This window comes from Pseudomonas sp. XP2, assembly GCF_053557975.1.
The window spans coordinates 170,452-187,364 of sequence record NZ_JBNRIK010000008.1; the positions used below are offsets into that span (position 1 = coordinate 170,452).

Here is a 16,913-nt window from a genome sequence, read left to right on the forward strand (position 1 = left end):
GTGGCGTAGACAGAAGCGCCGACGCCGGGCAGCTTGCAGCTTGCGGCTAGAAGCTTGCCGCTTTATTGCGATTTCCTGACCCGCAGGTACCATTCCGACAGCAGGCGAACCTGTTTGTCGGTGTAGCCACGCTCCACCATGCGCGTGACGAAGTCGTTGTGTTTCTGTTGGTCTTCCTTGCTGGCCTTGGCGTTGAAGCTGATGACCGGCAGCAGGTCTTCGGTGTTGGAGAACATTTTCTTCTCGATCACCACCCGCAGCTTTTCATAGCTCAGCCAGCTCGGGTTCTTCCCGTTGTTGTTGGCACGGGCACGCAGCACGAAGTTGACGATTTCGTTGCGGAAATCTTTCGGGTTGCTGATACCGGCCGGTTTCTCGATCTTCTCCAGCTCTTCATTGAGGGCGATGCGGTTGAGGATTTCGCCGGTCTCCGGATCGCGGTACTCCTGGTCCTGGATCCAGAAGTCGGCGTACAGCACGTAGCGGTCGAAAATGTTCTGGCCGTATTCGCTGTAGGACTCCAGGTAGGCGGTCTGGATTTCCTTGCCGATAAATTCGATATAGCGCGGTGCCAGGTACTCCTTCAGGTAGCGCAGGTAGCGTTCGCGCACTTCGGCAGGGAACTGTTCCTGTTCGATCTGCTGTTCAAGCACATACAGCAGGTGAACCGGGTTGGCCGCAATTTCGTGTGGGTCGAAGTTGAAGACTTTGGAAAGGATCTTGAAGGCGAAGCGGGTCGACAGACCGTTCATGCCCTCGTCGACGCCTGCCGAGTCCCGGTACTCCTGGATCGACTTGGCCTTGGGGTCGGTGTCCTTGAGGTTCTCGCCGTCGTAGACGCGCATCTTCGAGTAGATGTTGGAGTTCTCTGGCTCCTTGAGGCGCGAAAGTACCGTGAACTGGGCGAGCATCTTGAGGGTGTCTGGCGCGCAATGGGCCTTGGCCAGCGAGCTGTTGATCAGCAACTTGTCGTAGATCTTGATCTCATCGCTGACGCGCAGGCAGTACGGCACCTTGACGATGTAGATCCGGTCGATGAACGCCTCGTTGTTCTTGTTGTTGCGGAAGGTGTGCCACTCCGATTCGTTGGAGTGGGCCAACAGGATGCCGGTGTAGGGAATGGCACCCAGCCCCTCGGTACTGTTGTAGTTACCTTCCTGGGTGGCCGTGAGCAATGGGTGCAGGACCTTGATCGGGGCCTTGAACATCTCGACGAATTCCATCAGGCCCTGGTTGGCCCGGCACAGCGCGCCCGAATAGCTGTAGGCATCGGCGTCGTTCTGCGGGAATTCCTCAAGCTTGCGAATATCGACCTTGCCGACCAGGGCGGAAATGTCCTGGTTGTTCTCGTCGCCCGGCTCGGTCTTGGCGATGGCGATCTGGTTGAGGATCGATGGGTACAGCTTGACCACTTTGAACTTGCTGATGTCGCCGCCGAACTCCTGCAGGCGTTTGGTGGCCCAGGGCGACATGATGGTGTTCAGGTAGCGCCGCGAGATGCCGTACTCTTCCTCGAGGATGGCCCCGTCTTCGGTAGCGTTAAACAGCCCCAGGGGCGACTCGAATACCGGCGAGCCCTTGATGGCATAGAACGGTACCTTTTCCATCAGCTGCTTGAGTTTTTCGGCCAGCGACGATTTACCGCCGCCCACCGGGCCCAGCAGATAGAGGATTTGTTTCTTTTCTTCCAGGCCTTGGGCGGCGTGGCGGAAATAAGACACGATCTGGTCGATGCACTCTTCCATGCCATGGAAGTCGGCAAAGGCCGGATAGCGGCGGATAACCTTGTTGGAGAAGATGCGCGACAGCCTGGAGTTGGTAGAGGTGTCGATCAGCTCTGGCTCACCGATGGCCAGCAACAGCCGTTCGGCCGCCGATGCGTAGGCACTGCGATCCTCTTTGCACAGCTCGAGGTACTCCTGCAGCGAGAGTTCTTCCTGGCGCGTGGACTCGAAACGTTGTTGGAAGTGGCTAAAAATACTCATGACGTCACCTCGCTCGATACGTGGAGACGACGCCGGATCAGTCAGCTGATGCTGGCATGCAACCGGTTTTGCCGGCTGCTGTATACCCCCCAGAACACCCTGTAACGCTACCGATGACCCGCACGCCGGTGTACCGGCTCTCCCCTTTTTCTGGATGGCCTGCGCTTAAGAATAGTTGGTTATCGGCAAGTTCAAGGGGGAGGGGCGGAGAAGTTGCGAACTACCGTTCGTCAGATAAGCCGCAAGCCCGCACAGGGCGCGGGCTGCAGTAGAAATGAAAATTTTTATTCGGCGGTGCCTTGGGCGGTCTCGGCCGGGTAGGTGGCGCGCCACAGTTCAAAGCCGCCGTCCACGCTGTACACGTCGGAAAAGCCCTGGCCGACCAGGTAGGCGGCAGCGCTCTGGCTGGAATTGCCGTGATAGCAGACCACCAGGGTAGGTGCATCGAGGTCGGCGTTGCGGATGAAATCGGCAACCGAATGGTTATCCAGGTGCCGGGCACCGGTGATATGACCGGCGGCGAAGGCTTGGGAGTCGCGAATGTCGACGACGACCGCACCTTCTTGCTTGCGAAGCTCCAAGGCCTGCTCGGGAGGGATGCGCTTGAATTCGCTCATGGGTACTACTTCCTTCGGGTGTGGTCGTTGAGTGTAGTGGGTTGTGCCGGCTGGCGCAGGGTGCCGTCGTCGGCGCAGTCACAACGGTGGTATTCGCCGCTGTCGACGTTGTACAAGGTCATGGCGCCGCCCCACACGCAGCCGGTGTCCAGGGCGATGACGCCTGGCTCGTTGACCCGGCCTTCGAGGGCAGCCCAGTGGCCGAAAATGATCTTCACATGCCGCGAGCGGCGGTCCTTGTGGGCAAACCAGGGCTTGTAGCCCTTGGGCGCGGTGCCCAGTCCTTCCTTGCTCTTGAGGTCAAGTTTCCCCTCGGCGGTGCAGAAGCGCATGCGCGTGAAGTAATTGGTAATGACCCGCAGGCGTTCGATGCCGGAGAGGTTCTTGCTCCACTTGTTCGGCTCGTTGCCGTACATGCCGTCGAGGTATAGCTTCAGGCGGCCGTCGTCGCGCAATACTTCTTCCACCTCAGCCGCAAGACCAAGGGCCTGGCCGAGCGTCCACTGCGGCGGGATGCCGGCGTGCGACATGGCGATACCCCTTGCCTCGTCGTAATGCAGCAGTTTTTGCTGGCGCAGCCAGTGGAACAGCTGGTCGGCATCCGGTGCTTCGATGATCTCGCGCAGCGTGTCGCTTTTCTTCAGGCGCTCGACGTTGTACCAGGCGGCCAGCAGGTGCAGGTCATGGTTGCCGAGCACGCACACCAGCGACTGGCGTATCGAATACAGAAAACGCAGGGTTTCCAGTGATTCGGGGCCGCGGTTGACCAGGTCACCGACCAGCCACAGGCGGTCAACGGCCGGGTTGAAACTGACACGTTCCAGCAGGCACTTGAGGGGCTGCAGGCAGCCCTGCAGATCACCGACGGCGTAGGTTGCCATCAGTGCAACGCCCCGGGCACTGCGAGGCGGAAGGGGGCGATCTCGGCGTCGAAGCGCTTACCGTCTTCGGCGAACATCTGATAACTGCCTTGCATGGTGCCCACCCGGGTGGTGATCACCGCACCGCTGCTGTAAGTATGGCTCTGGCCCGGGTCGATGTTGGGCTGTTGGCCCACCACGCCTGAGCCCCGTACTTCCTCGACCTCGCCGTCACCATTGGTGATCAGCCAGTGGCGTGACAGCAGCTTGGCTTTCAGCGAGCCTTTGTTCTGGACGGTGATGGTGTAGGCGAAAGCGAAACGACTGTTTTCCGGGTCGGATTGTTCTTTCAGGTAGCGAGTCACGACGTTGACGTCGATTTGATAGCGGGGGTCGGACATGCAAGGGCCTTGGGCGAGCTGACGCAATAATGCAGTCTAGGCCATTGGGAGGGGGGAGGGCCAGCGGTGTGGGGCTTGTGGTCTTTGTTGTCAGCGCCGGCCTCTTCGCGGGTGAACCCGCTCCCACAGGAATTGCACAGTATTCGAAGGCTGTGGCGTACCTGTGGGAGCGGGTTTACCCGCGAAGAGGCCGGTACAAGCGATATCAGGCTTGCTGATCAGCCAACTGGTCAGCCAGGCGCACAAAGGCCGCCAGGTCCAGCTGTTCGGGACGCAAGCTGCCATCCACGCCGGCTGCCTCGATGGCCGCGCTGTCGAGCAGGCCTTTGAGGGTATTGCGCAGTGTCTTGCGACGCTGGTTGAACGCTTCGCGAACGACGCGCTCCAGCAGCAGGTGGTCCTTGGCCGGGAACGGCAGCACCTCGTGCGGCACCAGGCGCACGATGGCCGAGTCCACTTTTGGCGGCGGGTTGAAGGCACCAGGGCCCACGTTGAACAGGTGCTCGACGCGGCAGTGGTACTGCACCATGATCGACAAGCGCCCCCAGTCACCACCGCCTGGGCCTGCGGCCATGCGCTCGACCACTTCCTTTTGCAGCATGAAGTGCATGTCGCGGATCAGCCCGGCATGGCTGAGCAGATGGAAGATCAGTGGGGTGGAAATGTTGTAGGGCAGGTTGCCTACCACCTTGAGGCTGCGCGGCGGTACGCCCAACTGGTTGAAGTCGAACTTCAGGGCGTCGCCCTGGTGCAGGCGGAAGTTAGTGCGGCCAGCGAACTTGTGCTGCAGGATCGGGACCAGGTCCTTGTCCAGCTCCACCACGTCCAGTTGTGCACCGCTGCCCAGCAGGCCTTCGGTCAGGGCGCCCTGGCCTGGGCCGATTTCCAGCAGGTGTTCGCCGGCCTTGGCGTTGATGGCACGCAGGATGCGGTCGATGATGCCGGCGTCGTGCAGGAAGTTCTGGCCGAAGCGCTTGCGCGCCCGGTGTTGGTATTGCTCGTTCATGGTCGGTTCTCGGCCATCTGGTAGGCGGTTTCCAGCGCGACGCGCAGGCTGCCGGTGTCGACGTTGCCGGTGCCGGCGAGGTCCAGGGCGGTGCCGTGGTCGACCGACGTACGGATGATCGGCAGGCCCAGGGTCACGTTGACTGCAGCGCCGAAGCCTTTGTACTTGAGTACAGGCAGGCCTTGGTCGTGGTACATCGCCAGCACCGCGTCGCAGTGCTCCAGATATTTGGGGGTAAACAGGGTATCGGCCGGCAGCGGCCCGCGCAGGTCCATGCCTTCGGTGCGCAGGCGGGCCAGGGTCGGCTCGATGATGTCGATTTCCTCGCGGCCCAGGTGGCCGCCCTCGCCCGCGTGCGGGTTAAGGCCACATACCAGTATGCGCGGGTTGGCAATGCCGAACTTGTCGCGCATGTCGGCATGCAGGATACGGGTTACACGTTCGACGCGCTCGGCAGTGATGGCGTCGGCAATATCACGCAGCGGCAGGTGGGTGGTCACCAGGGCCACGCGCAGGCCGCGGGTGGCCAGCATCATTACCACCTGCGCGGTGTGGGTCAGCTCGGCAAGGAATTCGGTATGCCCTGAGAAGGCGATACCGCTTTCGTTTATCACGCCCTTGTGGACAGGGGCGGTGATCATCCCGGCAAAATGCCCATCCAGGCAGCCTTGCCCGGCGCGGGACAGTGTTTCCAGCACGAACGCCGCGTTGGCTTTGTCGAGCTGGCCTGGCACCACCGGGGCGGCGAGAGGGGTATCCCACACGTACAGGCTGCCCGCCGGTGCCGGTCGGTCGGGCCATTGGCCCGGGACGACTGGCAGCAGGCTGACAGCCAGCCCCAGCTGCGTGGCCCGCTCGGCGAGCAGGTCACGGCTGGTGATGGCGATCAGGGGGTGGGGCTGGGCGTCTGCGGCAAGCAGCAGGCACAGGTCAGGGCCTATGCCGGCCGGCTCGCCGGGGGTGACGGCGAAGCGCAGGGGCTTCACTGGGCGGCCTGGTCAGCGCCAGGCAGCTTGATTTCAACGTAGGCTTCGTCGCGAATCTGGCGCAGCCAGGTTTGCAGCTCTTCGTCGTACTTGCGGTTGCGCAGGACGCTCTGGGCCTGTTGCTCACGTGCCTGTTCGGTGCTGTCGGTGGCGCGGCGGCCCAGCACTTCCAGAACGTGCCAGCCGTACTGGGTCTTGAACGGTTTGGTGACTACGCCTTGCTGGGCGTTGGCCATCTGTTCGCGGAACTCCGGTACCAGGCTGTTCGGGTCTACCCAGTTGAGGTCGCCGCCGTTGAGCGCCGAACCCGGGTCTTCCGAGAAGCTTTTCGCCAGCTCGCCGAAGTCTTCGCCGTTCTTGATGCGGTCGTACAGGCGCTCGGCCAGTTGCTCGGTGGCCGCTTCGCTGCGGATTTCGCTTGGCTTGATCAGAATGTGGCGTACATGCACTTCGTCACGCAGCACGTTCTCGCTACCGCCGCGCTTCTCCTCGAGCTTGAGGATGATGAAGCCGTTAGGGATGCGAATAGGCTGGGTAATTTCACCGACCGGCATGCTGCTGAGCATCTTGGCGAAGTCGGGTGGCAGCTGGCCGGCTTTACGCCAGCCCATCTCGCCGCCTTCCAGGGCGTTTTCGCTGGCGGAGTTGGCAATCGCCATCTGGCCGAAGTCGGCGCCCTGGCGCAGCTGCTGGTACACATCACCCACCTTGCGCGCTGCCTTCTGGATATCATCCGAGCTGGCGGCTTCCGGGGTCGGGATGAGGATGTTGGCCAGGCGGTACTCTTCCGACATCTGCATCTTGCCCATGTCGGAATTGAGGAAGTTTTTCACTTCCTGCTCCGACACCTGAATGCGTTCGGCCACACGGCGCTGACGCACGCGGCTGATGATCATCTCGCGCTTGACCTGCTCGCGAGCGTCATCGAACGACAGGCCGTCACGGGCCAGGGCGGCGCGGAACTGGTCCAGCGACATGCCATTGCGCTGGGCAATGGTGCTGATGGCCTGGTTCAGCTCTTCGTCGGTAATGCGGATGCCAGAGCGCTCGCCGATCTGCAGCTGCAGGTTTTCGACGATCAGGCGTTCCAGTACCTGCTGTTCAAGAGCGCTGGTCGGCGGCACGCCGCCGCCGCGCTTGGCGATGGTTTGCTGTACCTCATGGACGCGTTGGTCCAGCTGGCTTTGCATGACCACGTCGTTGTCGACGATGGCCACCACGCGATCAAGAGGTTGTACCGCGGCATGCACCGCGCCACTCAGCAAAGCGGCGCCCAGCAACACTGGGCGCAGACGATCAATAAGCTTGGTCTTCACGTTCACGGTAACCTTGAATGCCTTGGTCGAGGAAAGATTCGACCTTGTTGCCCACTACGCCACCGAGGCCTTTCAGAACGATCTGAAGGAAGATGCCGTGGTCGCCTTTTTCGTTCTGCGGAAGCGCCTGGCTGAAGTCGTCGTAATCGATCCAGTAACGGTTGATCAGGCGCAGCTTCCAGCAGCAGTTGTCGTACTCGAAACCACCCATGGCTTCCAGGGTGCGGTTGCGGTTGTAGTCATGCTGCCAGCGGGCGATGACGCTCCACTGCGGAACGATCGGCCAGATGACCGAGAAGTCATGCTGCTGGATCTTGTAGTAGTCCTTGATGTAGTTCGGATCGCCCGGGGTGCCGTAGTCACCGCCACCCACTTTCCAGGTACCTGTGGTCGAGTCGAAGGCAATGGTGTCATTACGGTAGCGATAGCCGAGGTTGACCACCTTGTTCGGGTTGTCTTCAGGCTGGTAGTGGAACATCGCGCTGCCCGAGCGGGTGCTGCGGCTGTCCGGGTCCCAGTTGAAGTCCGAATTGAAGCGCCAGTCGCGGTTGAAGTAGTAGTTGTACACCAGTGCATACGGCGACACGTCAGACTGCGAATCTTTGCGGGTGCGGTAGTCGATCCCAGGCAACTGGACCTTGCGGTCCTTGAAGTAGTAAGCCTGGCCAATGCTGAAGTTCTGGCGCTCGAAGCCGTTGTCTTCGATCCAGCGGGTGGTCACACCCAGCGACAGCTTGTTCTCGTCGCCGATGCGGTCGGTGCCACTGAAGCGGTTGTCCCGGAACAGCGAGTCGTAGCTGAACAGGGTTTCGCCCGTATCGAACAGCGGAATGTCCTTCTGGTCCTTGTACGGGACGTTGAGGTAGTACAGGCGCGGCTCGAGGGTCTGCTTGTAATTGGTACCGAACAGCGACGTGTTGCGGTCGAAGTACAGTCCGCTGTCCACGCTAAAGATCGGTACATCGCGATTCACGGAGCTGTCATAGCTGCCGTAGGCGCTTGGGTTCGCGTTCTGCAAGGCGATTGCATCTGCTTTGCCTTTGCTGTCCAGGTCGAGGTCGTACTGGGTATAGGCATACTTCAGCTTGGGTGTGATGAAACCGTAGCTGGCTGTCATCGGGTAGCTGATGGACGGCGCGACGTTCAGACGTGTTCCGTTGGCACGTTCAATACCCTGGATGTTTTCGTCAAGCCGGCGACCGGCTGCCCCGGCAGAGAAATCCGGGTTGCCATCTTTGTCTCGAACGAAGTCATTCTTCAAGTCACGTTCGAAGCGTGCCGCCTCGGTTTCATAAGCAAAGTTCAACCCACCCGGCTGATAGGGCAGTACACCATTGAAGGTAATCTGCGGCAGGCGATCATAAGGCGTGATCTGCGAAATGGTCGCCGCCTCGTAGGCGTGCACGTTCAACCGCGCGGTGTAGCTGTCGCCGCGGTAGGTCAACGCACCTTGCTGGTCAAGGAAGTCCTTGCTTTCAACGCCGATCTGGTCGGATTCCAGGTCCTGGAAGTAGAACGGGTCGCTGATGTCGGTGTAGTTCACCTCGGTCATCAGGCGCTCGTCCAAACCGCCTTTGTGCTGCCAGTTGACCATCCAGCGCTGTTCTTTGTAGTCAGTCTGGTCTTTGCGGTCGTCGTCTTTGTCGTTCAGGTAGGCGCCGCCGAACTGGCCTTCGCTCGAAGGTGTCAGGTAGCGGAACTCGCCTTCCATCAGCAAGCCGCGTTTGGTCATGTAACGCGGGTACAACGTGGCGTCGTAGTTGGGCGCCAGGTTGAAATAGTACGGCGTGACCAGCATGAAGCCGGTGTCGCTGCTGCTGCTGAACGATGGCGGCAAGAAGCCGGACTGGCGACGGTCGTCGATCGGGAAGTAGATGTACGGTGTGTAGAACACCGGGAAATCCTTGACCCGCAGCGTAACGTTGGTCGCGGTACCGAAACCGGTGGCCGGGTTCAGGGTGATGTTGTTGCCCTTCAGCTGCCAGGCGTTGCTGCCCGGTTCGCAGGTGGTGTATGTACCGTCCTTGAGGCGGATGATGGCGTTTTCACCACGCTTGGCATACAGCGCACTGCCGCGGATGTGCGACTTGTGCATCACGTATTCGGCGTTGTCGACCTGGGCTTCGCCGGTGTCGAGCTGGATCTGTGCCTGGTCACCGACCACCAGCGAACCGTTGTCACGAATCTTGACGTTACCCTTGAGCTCGCCACGGTTTTCGGTCTGGTAGAGGTTTGCCTCGTCGGCTTCGGCCTGCATGCTGCCCTGGCGCATCACCACGTCACCGGCGAGGGTAGCAATCTGCTGCTCCTGCTGGTACTTGGACACCTTGGCGTTGATGTAGGTCGGCGACTCGTCCTTCGGCGTGGTATCAGCCATGCCCGGGCGGGTTGGCTCGACATACGCGCCACCGCAGTACGGGCCGGTTTCGGCCAGCTGCGCGGCGGTGAGCTTTTCACGCGGCACCCAGTCCAGGTGGCTGTAGTCTTCGCTGCGCGACTTCAGGCCGCGGCCTTTGGCCTCGGTGACCAGCATTGGCCGGTCTGCGGTGTCGGCTTCGCTCGCGGCTTCTGTGCCGGAGCTGACGGCCGCACCTTCGTGCACCGGGCGCGGTGGCAGGTTGTTGACTGGCGCTTTGGGCTTGCAGTCCCAACCACCGGAGGCGGACACTTGGCAGTCGAATTGTTCGGCTGCCACTGCATATGAGGTGGCCAGAGGTTGCAGGGCCAGCAGACCGCCGGTTACCAGCAACGGAAACTTTCTACGAAACGCGGGGGATTTCAATGCCATCTTATTAGTCCGGGCTTCCTGCGTGCCATCTGCCCGCGTGTGGGGCCGCACGCCTCTCGATGGTCTGAAAAAGATGCTGGATAATAAAGCATGACCCGCTTGACGGCTAGGGCCGTCGGAGACCCTTGTAATGCCTGAACACGATGTACGCCTGCAACAACTGACGGTCTGGCTCGATGAGCAGCTCAATGATCTTTTCCGGAACAACGCCTGGGGCGAAGTGCCTGCAGGCAGCCTGACCGCCGCCAGCAGTGACGCCAGCTTCCGCCGCTACTTCCGTTGGCAGGGTGCGGGCCATAGCTTCGTGGTCATGGATGCACCCCCGCCGCAGGAAAACTGCCGACCGTTCGTCGCCATCGATCACCTGCTGGCCACCGCTGGTGTACATGTGCCGCTGATCCATGCCCAGGACCTGGAGCGCGGCTTCCTGCTGCTTGGCGATCTGGGTACCGAGACATACCTCGACATTATCAATGCCGACAACGCCGACGGATTGTTCGCCGATGCCATCGAGGCTTTGCTTGCCTTCCAGCGCCTGCCAATGGGCGCGCCGCTGCCCAGCTACGACGATGCCCTGCTGCGCCGTGAAGTCGAGCTGTTCCCCGAGTGGTACGTGGGGCGGGAGCTTGGCGTAGCTTTGAGCGAAGCACAGAAAGCCACCTGGCAGCGCGTCAGCCAGTTGCTGATCGACAGCGCCCTGGCCCAGCCCCAAGTGCTGGTGCACCGCGACTACATGCCGCGCAACCTGATGCAAAGCACCCCTAACCCCGGTGTACTGGACTTCCAGGACGCGGTGTACGGCCCCGTCACCTACGACATCACCTGCCTGTTCAAGGACGCCTTCCTCAGCTGGCCGCAAGCACGGGTCGAAGGCTGGCTGCGAGACTACTGGCAGCGGGCGAAGGCAGCCGGCATACCGGTGCAGGGTGACTTTGAAGCATTCCAGCGTGCCAGCGACCTGATGGGGGTGCAGCGCCACCTGAAGGTCATCGGCATTTTCGCCCGCATTTGCCACCGTGATGGCAAGCCACGCTACCTGGGCGACGTGCCGCGTTTCTTCGCCTATATAGAAGAAGTGATCGGCCGCCGGCCCGAATTGGCGGAGCTGGGTGAGCTGATTGCCGAGTTGCAGGCCGGAGCTTGTGCATGAAGGCAATGATCCTGGCAGCGGGCAAAGGCGAGCGCATGCGCCCGTTGACCCTGCATACCCCCAAACCGCTGATCCCGGTCGCCGGCCAGCCGCTGATCGAGTACCACCTGCACGCCCTGGCCGCGGCGGGCGTTACCGAGGTGGTGATCAACCATGCCTGGCTCGGCCAGCAGATCGAAGACCACCTGGGCGATGGCAGCCGCTTCGGGTTGAGTGTCCGTTATTCACCCGAGGGCGAGCCGCTGGAAACCGGTGGCGGCATCTTCAAGGCCTTGCCATTGCTGGGTGACGCGCCGTTCCTGCTGGTTAACGGCGATGTCTGGAGCGACTACGACTTCAAAGGCCTGCAGGCCCCCTTGCGAGGCCTTGCTCACCTGGTACTGGTCGACAACCCTGGCCATCACGGGCGCGGTGACTTCTGCCTGGTAGGCGAGCAGGTCGTCGATGGTGATGCCGCATCGGGCACGCTGACCTTCAGTGGCCTTTCGGTGCTGCACCCGGCGCTGTTCGACGGTTGTCGGCCGGGTGCCTTCAAGCTGGCGCCGCTGCTGCGTCAGGCCATGGCGCAGGGCAAGGTCACTGGCGAGCACTACCGTGGACACTGGGTAGATGTTGGCACGCCTGAGCGCCTGGCCGAGGCTGAGCGTTTGATTGGCGAGCGCGCCTGACATGTGGTGGCCAGGCACGGTGATTGGAATGGGTGCCGGTTTTGCTGTTGCCAGCATTCCGGGGGCCTTGCTCGGGGGGCTGTTAGGGCAAGCCATGGACCGCCGCCTGCGCTTGCAAGGCTGGGAAGACATGCGCGAACGCCTGGGCGGTCGCTCGGCGTTGCGCGACGACGAGCTGCTGTTCGTGATGCTCGGGCGCCTGGCCAAGTGCGATGGCCGGGTGGTCGAGCAGCATATCCGGCAGGCGCGCCAGGAAATGGTGCGCCTGGACCTGGCCGAAGCGGCCCGGCTCCGCGCGATAGCTGCGTTCAATCGCGGCAAGGCAGGCAAGGACCGGCTGGGCAGCCATTTGCGCCGCATTCGCCAGCAGCCGCATGCGGCTGAAGGCACCCTGCGTGCGTGTTGGCGCATGGTCTGGGCCGATGGCAAGATGGGCAACAAGGAACGTGAGTTGCTGCTGGATTGGGGGCAGAAGCTGGGCCTCAGCCGGCGCCAGGTGCAGGCGATGTCGCTGGAGTACGAGCCGCGCAAGGTAGCCGGGACGGAAGGGGTAGCCATGACCTATGTCGCAGCGTTGCGCTTGCTGGCAGTTGAGGCGGACACGGATGTGGACAAGGTCAAGCAGGCGTATCGCCGGCTGGTCAGCCGGCATCACCCGGACAAGCTGGCGGGTACCGGTGCCAGCGAGGTGCAGGTGCGTGAGGCGACCGAGCGTACCCGTGAGTTGCATCAGGCCTACGCCATGATCCGTAAGCGCCGGGGCCTGTGAAAATGGGGCCGCTGTGCGGCCCATCGCGACACAAGGCCGCTCCCACAAGTTCGCGCAAAGCCCGAGGGGGCGCAGTACTTGTGGGAACGGCCTTGTGTCGCGATGGGGGTGCACGGCACCCCATCGGTTTCAGCTCAACCCTGCGGGCTCATCCACCCCCGCACCCGGCGGAACAACTGCTCCTGTTCCGCAGCCTTGTTCCCCGGCAGGGCAATCAACGACAACTGCCGGTACTGGCTGTCCTTCTGCCGCTTGCTGGCTTGCAGACGCTGCGCGGCCGCGTTGCGGTCGCTGCTGCGGGTGACGTAATAGATATCGGCCGTCGGCACCTTCAAGGTCGGCGCCAGGCTTTCCAGGTCATGCTCAACCCGCGCCGGTGTCTGTGCGGCCACCATCACCAGTTTTTGTACCTGGGGTGGCTGCTTCTCGCTCAGATAGCGGGCCGCCCAATACGCACCGCTACCATGGCCGATCAGCACGATGCTGCGAGCGTTGTGTTGCTGGGCGTACGCCACGGCGGCATCCAGGCGGGCGAAGATACGCTCGGCATCTGCAGGGTCCGCCTGCTCGCTGGCCTGTTCGGCGTCAGTGCTTTCTGCCGCATCGGCATCGGCCGCCGTGGCCTGGGCGACGTTGGCATTGGCATCGGCCGGCACGTCCTTGGCCGGGGCGCTTTCGCCTTGGTCTTTCGCAGGCTCGGCAGGCGGGGTGGCCTCGACCCGCGCTTGCGGGCTGTCGGCGAGCAGGTCGGGCAGGCTGACGCTCAGGCTGTGCCAGCCGACATCAGGGAATTTCTGCCGCAGCGGGCCGACCGCATTGGGCCAGTCGGCGGTCTCGCCTGCACCTGGGATGATGATGACGGCCCCTTGCGGGTCGTTGTCGTTAGCCGGTTTCCACAGGGCCAGAAAGCTGTCGGCACCGGCCTGCAGGGTCTGCTGCTCAGCCTTTGGCACCAGCCGCTCCAGCGCCTGGGCATCTTCCTGGCTGCGCTCCAGCAGGGGCGGGCGCGGGGCTTCGGCGGCTGGAGCCTCGGTGGTAGTGGTTTTTTCGGCATCGGCGGCCAAGGCGCCGAGTGGAAGGATCGAGGCCAGGCAGCACATTGCCAGCGTCGTGCGATAAAGTGTGGACATGAGTCAACCCAGGGCCAGAATGATACCGGCAGCCTAATAGTATTTGCCCGTGACGGCCATGCTGCATGGCCGCCTTTGCCAAGACGAGCGTTTAGATGAAGCGAGTACGTCGCCTGTTGGTTATCGGCTGCTTGTGGCTGCCCTTGATTGCATTGGCCAGGCCCGAGGCGGTGCCCACCGTTACGCTGGAGCCTGCGCAGCAGCAGTGGCTGGATGCGCACCGCAACGTGCGCGTCGGCCTGGTGCTGCAGGCACCCTACGCCCAGTTCGACCGGCGCCTGCAGCAACTGTACGGGGCCAACGTAGAACTGGTGAACAGCCTGGCGCAGGCACTGCACCTGGACCTCACCTGGCGCAACTTCAACGACCAGGCCAGCCTTGAACACGCCCTGCAGAGCGGTGAAATCGACTTCGCCCCTGGCCTTACCCAGACGCCGGCCAGCCTGCGCCTATGGTTGTTCAGCGACCCGTACATGCGCGTGCCGCAGCTGGTGGTGGGGCCGCGCACCGGCGCCATGGCGGTGGAGCTGGAAAAGCTTGAAGCCGAGCAGCGGGTGGCCGTGCGCATGCCAAGCCAGCTGGCCGATTACCTGCGCGGCAACTACAGCAACCTCAACCTGCAGGGGGTGCCCAACGAGCGCGAGGCCTTGCAACTGGTGGTGGGTGGCCAGGCCAGTTTTGCGGTGCTGGATGAAGCCCAGCTCAGCCGCTTGTCACGCGAGAGTGAGTTCAGTGAGCTGGCGGTAGTCGGCGATATCGGCCTGCCGCAGCTGCTGCGCATCGGCTCGCGCCGCGACTGGCCGCTGCTGGCCGATGTGCTCGAACGTGGCCTGCAGGCGCTGCCGGCGAAAGAGCTGGAGCAGCTGCACCAACGTTGGCTACAGCCGAAATACCCACGCCTGAGTGAGTCGCCGGGCTTCTGGCAGAACCTGGCGTTGCTGTTCGGTTTGTTGCTGTTGTGTGCCTTGGCCACCTTGGTGTGGCAACGCCGGCAGCAGCGTCAGCTGGAGCGCAGCCTGCTGGCCACGCGGGAAAGCCTGGCGGAGCGACAGGTGCGTGAAGAGGCCTTGCGCCTGAGCCAGTTCGCCATCGACCAGAGCACGGTGGGCATCCTCTGGGTCAACTGGGACAGCCACGTACGCTACGCCAACCATGCCGCCGAGCGCATGCTGGGTTATGGCGACGGCGAGCTACTGGAGCGGCCGCTGAGCGCCTTTGAGCCAAGCCTGACCATGGACCGTTGGCTGGAGTTGTGGAAAGGCGCTCGCACGGGGGAGGGCGGTGTCGGCCAGTTCGAGGCGCAGTGCCGGCGGGCCGACCACAGCCTGTTGCCGGTCGAGCTGTCCCTGAGCTTTCTGCGCTTTCGTGATTCCGAATATCTGGTGGTCTACCTTGCCGATGTCACCGAGCGCCACCGCGCCCTGGCGGCACTGCGAGAAAGCGAGGCGCGGCTCAAGGGCATTGCCGGCAACGTGCCGGGGCTGGTGTTTCGCCTTGAGCGTGACCCGGGCGAGGGCGAGCTGGAATTCCCCTACATCAGTGAGGGCAGCGAGGCGCTGGTGGGGTATGCGCCGGCCGAGATCCAGCACCCACAGATGGGCCTGCGCAACCTGGTTCACCCCGAAGACCGCGCCGATTACCACCGCGTCCAGGACCTGGCCTTGGCCAGCGACCAAGACTGGTCCTGGCAGGGGCGCATCCTGACTCGCCAGGGTGAACAACGCTGGGCGGACATCAAGGCCAGTACCCGGCGACTGGCCAACGGCCAGGTGGTATGGGACGGTGTGGTATGGGACATCACTCAGGGCAAACGGGCAGAACTGGCACTGGCCCGTTCCCAGGAACAGTTGCGCGAGCTGTCGGCCCACCTGGAAAGCGTGCGCGAGGAAGAAAAAGCCCGCATCGCCCGGGAAGTGCATGACGAGCTGGGGCAGATGCTGACTGTGCTCAAGCTGGAGGTGTCGATGTGCGAGCTGGCGTTTGCCGAGTTGGACCCCGGCCTGAATGAGCGCCTGGCAAGCATGAAGCGCTTGATCGCCCAGCTGTTCCAGCTGGTACGTGATGTTGCCACTGCCTTGCGTCCGCCGATCCTCGATGCCGGCATTGCTTCGGCCATCGAATGGCAGGCACGGCGCTTCGAAGCCCGCACGCAGATCCCCTGCCTGGTACAAGTGCCGGATAATCTGCCAGCATTGAGCGATGCCAAGGCCACCGGCCTGTTTCGTATCCTGCAGGAGGCGCTGACGAACGTGATGCGTCACGCTCAGGCGCACAGCGTGGAGATCGAACTGGTGCGTGAAGAGGGGCGGCTGCGTATGACGGTCAGCGATGATGGCCGAGGCTTTTGCCGCGAGCAGACCCGGCCCACTTCATTTGGCCTGGTGGGTGTTCGCGAGCGGGTGCTGATGCTGGGGGGCAGCATGGTGCTGGACAGTGAACCAGGCGAAGGCACCAGCCTGAGTGTGGCCATTCCGTTGGAGTAGGAGAGCAATCGTGATTCGAGTACTGGTGGCCGAAGACCACACCATTGTCCGTGAAGGCATCAAGCAGTTGATTGGCCTGGCCAAGGACATGCAGGTGGTAGGGGAGGCAGGGAATGGCGAGCAACTGCTCGAAACCCTGCGCTACACACCGTGCGAGGTGGTGCTGCTGGATATCTCGATGCCAGGTGTGAACGGCCTGGAGGCGATCCCGCGGATCCGTGCATTGCACGATGCCCCGGCAATCCTGATGCTGTCGATGCACGACGAGGCCCAGATGGCGGCGCGGGCGCTTAAAGCCGGTGCAGCGGGCTATGCCACCAAGGACAGTGACCCGGCGCTGCTACTGACTGCAATTCGCCGGGTAGCGGGGGGTGGGCGTTACATCGACCCGTCGCTGGCCGACCGCATGGTGTTCGAAGTGGGCCTGACCGAGTCCCGACCATTGCACACGCTGTTGTCGGAGCGGGAGTTCTCGGTGTTCGAGCGCCTGGCCCAAGGGGCCAACGTCAACGACATTGCCCAGCAGCTGGCGCTGTCGAGCAAGACCATCAGCACCCACAAGGCGCGCTTGATGCAAAAGCTGAAAGTGAACTCGCTGGCGGAGTTGGTGAAGTACGCCATGGAACACAAGCTGGTCTGATTGCGACATCCCCGTGCCCGAAGCTTGCCGAACCCTCCGTGGGGGGGGGGGGGGGGGGGGGGGGGGGGGGGGGGGGGGGGGGGGGGGGGGGGGGGGGGGGGGGGGGGGGGGGGG

The 16,913-nt window shown here is 62.7% G+C and carries 14 protein-coding genes; 5 read left to right on the forward strand and 9 right to left on the reverse strand.

Annotated elements, in window-relative coordinates; genetic code table 11:
- Window positions 1–62: 62 nt before the first annotated feature.
- From ACK1VC_RS11775 to ACK1VC_RS11810, 8 genes are all read right to left on the reverse strand, one after another.
- Window positions 63–1,985 (reverse strand): PrkA family serine protein kinase, encoded by a 1,923-nt coding sequence (locus ACK1VC_RS11775; protein ID WP_016484608.1) that lies wholly within the window; start codon window positions 1,983–1,985, stop codon window positions 63–65.
- Between the two features lie 284 nt (window positions 1,986–2,269).
- A complete protein-coding gene (glpE, locus tag ACK1VC_RS11780; protein ID WP_016484609.1) occupies window positions 2,270–2,602 on the reverse strand; it encodes a thiosulfate sulfurtransferase GlpE in 333 nt (110 codons plus the stop codon).
- A 5-nt stretch (window positions 2,603–2,607) separates the two neighbouring features.
- On the reverse strand, window positions 2,608–3,483 hold the full coding sequence (locus ACK1VC_RS11785; RefSeq protein ID WP_016484610.1) for a symmetrical bis(5'-nucleosyl)-tetraphosphatase: 876 nt from the start codon (window positions 3,481–3,483) through the stop codon (window positions 2,608–2,610).
- On the reverse strand, window positions 3,483–3,863 hold the full coding sequence (gene apaG / locus ACK1VC_RS11790; RefSeq protein ID WP_016484611.1) for a Co2+/Mg2+ efflux protein ApaG: 381 nt from the start codon (window positions 3,861–3,863) through the stop codon (window positions 3,483–3,485). Before apaG ends, ACK1VC_RS11785 begins: the two co-directional genes overlap by 1 nt.
- Before the next feature lie 205 nt (window positions 3,864–4,068).
- Window positions 4,069–4,869: a 16S rRNA (adenine(1518)-N(6)/adenine(1519)-N(6))-dimethyltransferase RsmA gene (rsmA, locus tag ACK1VC_RS11795; RefSeq protein WP_016484612.1), complete on the reverse strand. Its 801-nt coding sequence runs from the start codon at window positions 4,867–4,869 to the stop codon at window positions 4,069–4,071.
- Window positions 4,866–5,855, reverse strand: coding sequence for a 4-hydroxythreonine-4-phosphate dehydrogenase PdxA (gene pdxA, locus ACK1VC_RS11800; protein ID WP_016484613.1), 990 nt, complete (start codon window positions 5,853–5,855; stop codon window positions 4,866–4,868). The genes rsmA and pdxA overlap by 4 nt, the downstream gene beginning before the upstream one ends.
- Window positions 5,852–7,171, reverse strand: a complete 1,320-nt coding sequence (surA, locus tag ACK1VC_RS11805; RefSeq protein WP_033731906.1) for a peptidylprolyl isomerase SurA — start codon at window positions 7,169–7,171, stop codon at window positions 5,852–5,854. Before surA ends, pdxA begins: the two co-directional genes overlap by 4 nt.
- Complete coding sequence (locus ACK1VC_RS11810) at window positions 7,152–9,959, reverse strand: LPS-assembly protein LptD (RefSeq protein ID WP_024717956.1); 2,808 nt, start codon at window positions 9,957–9,959, stop codon at window positions 7,152–7,154. Before ACK1VC_RS11810 ends, surA begins: the two co-directional genes overlap by 20 nt.
- Window positions 9,960–10,089: 130 nt before the next feature.
- On the opposite strand from ACK1VC_RS11810, the gene ACK1VC_RS11815 reads away from it, so the two are divergent.
- From ACK1VC_RS11815 to ACK1VC_RS11825, 3 genes are read left to right on the forward strand one after another with little or no spacing between them, the layout of a single operon-like run.
- On the forward strand, window positions 10,090–11,109 hold the full coding sequence (locus tag ACK1VC_RS11815) for an aminoglycoside phosphotransferase family protein (RefSeq protein WP_191087201.1): 1,020 nt from the start codon (window positions 10,090–10,092) through the stop codon (window positions 11,107–11,109).
- Complete coding sequence (gene murU, locus ACK1VC_RS11820; RefSeq protein WP_016484617.1) at window positions 11,106–11,777, forward strand: N-acetylmuramate alpha-1-phosphate uridylyltransferase MurU; 672 nt, start codon at window positions 11,106–11,108, stop codon at window positions 11,775–11,777. Before ACK1VC_RS11815 ends, murU begins: the two co-directional genes overlap by 4 nt.
- A gap of 1 nt (window position 11,778) precedes the next feature.
- The gene (locus ACK1VC_RS11825) at window positions 11,779–12,546 is read left to right on the forward strand and encodes a TerB family tellurite resistance protein (RefSeq protein ID WP_449117959.1); all 768 of its coding nucleotides are present in this window, start codon (window positions 11,779–11,781) and stop codon (window positions 12,544–12,546) included.
- Between the two features lie 134 nt (window positions 12,547–12,680).
- Here the strand turns inward: ACK1VC_RS11825 and ACK1VC_RS11830 are convergent, their stop codons facing one another.
- Complete coding sequence (locus tag ACK1VC_RS11830) at window positions 12,681–13,676, reverse strand: alpha/beta hydrolase family protein (protein ID WP_191087202.1); 996 nt, start codon at window positions 13,674–13,676, stop codon at window positions 12,681–12,683.
- Window positions 13,677–13,771: 95 nt separating this feature from the next.
- Here ACK1VC_RS11830 and ACK1VC_RS11835 point away from each other — a divergent pair, with 95 nt between their 5' ends.
- The gene (locus ACK1VC_RS11835) at window positions 13,772–16,159 is read left to right on the forward strand and encodes a PAS domain-containing sensor histidine kinase (RefSeq protein WP_191087203.1); all 2,388 of its coding nucleotides are present in this window, start codon (window positions 13,772–13,774) and stop codon (window positions 16,157–16,159) included.
- A gap of 7 nt (window positions 16,160–16,166) precedes the next feature.
- Window positions 16,167–16,799: a response regulator gene (locus ACK1VC_RS11840; RefSeq protein WP_172455960.1), complete on the forward strand. Its 633-nt coding sequence runs from the start codon at window positions 16,167–16,169 to the stop codon at window positions 16,797–16,799.
- The last annotated feature ends 114 nt before the right edge of the window (window positions 16,800–16,913 follow it).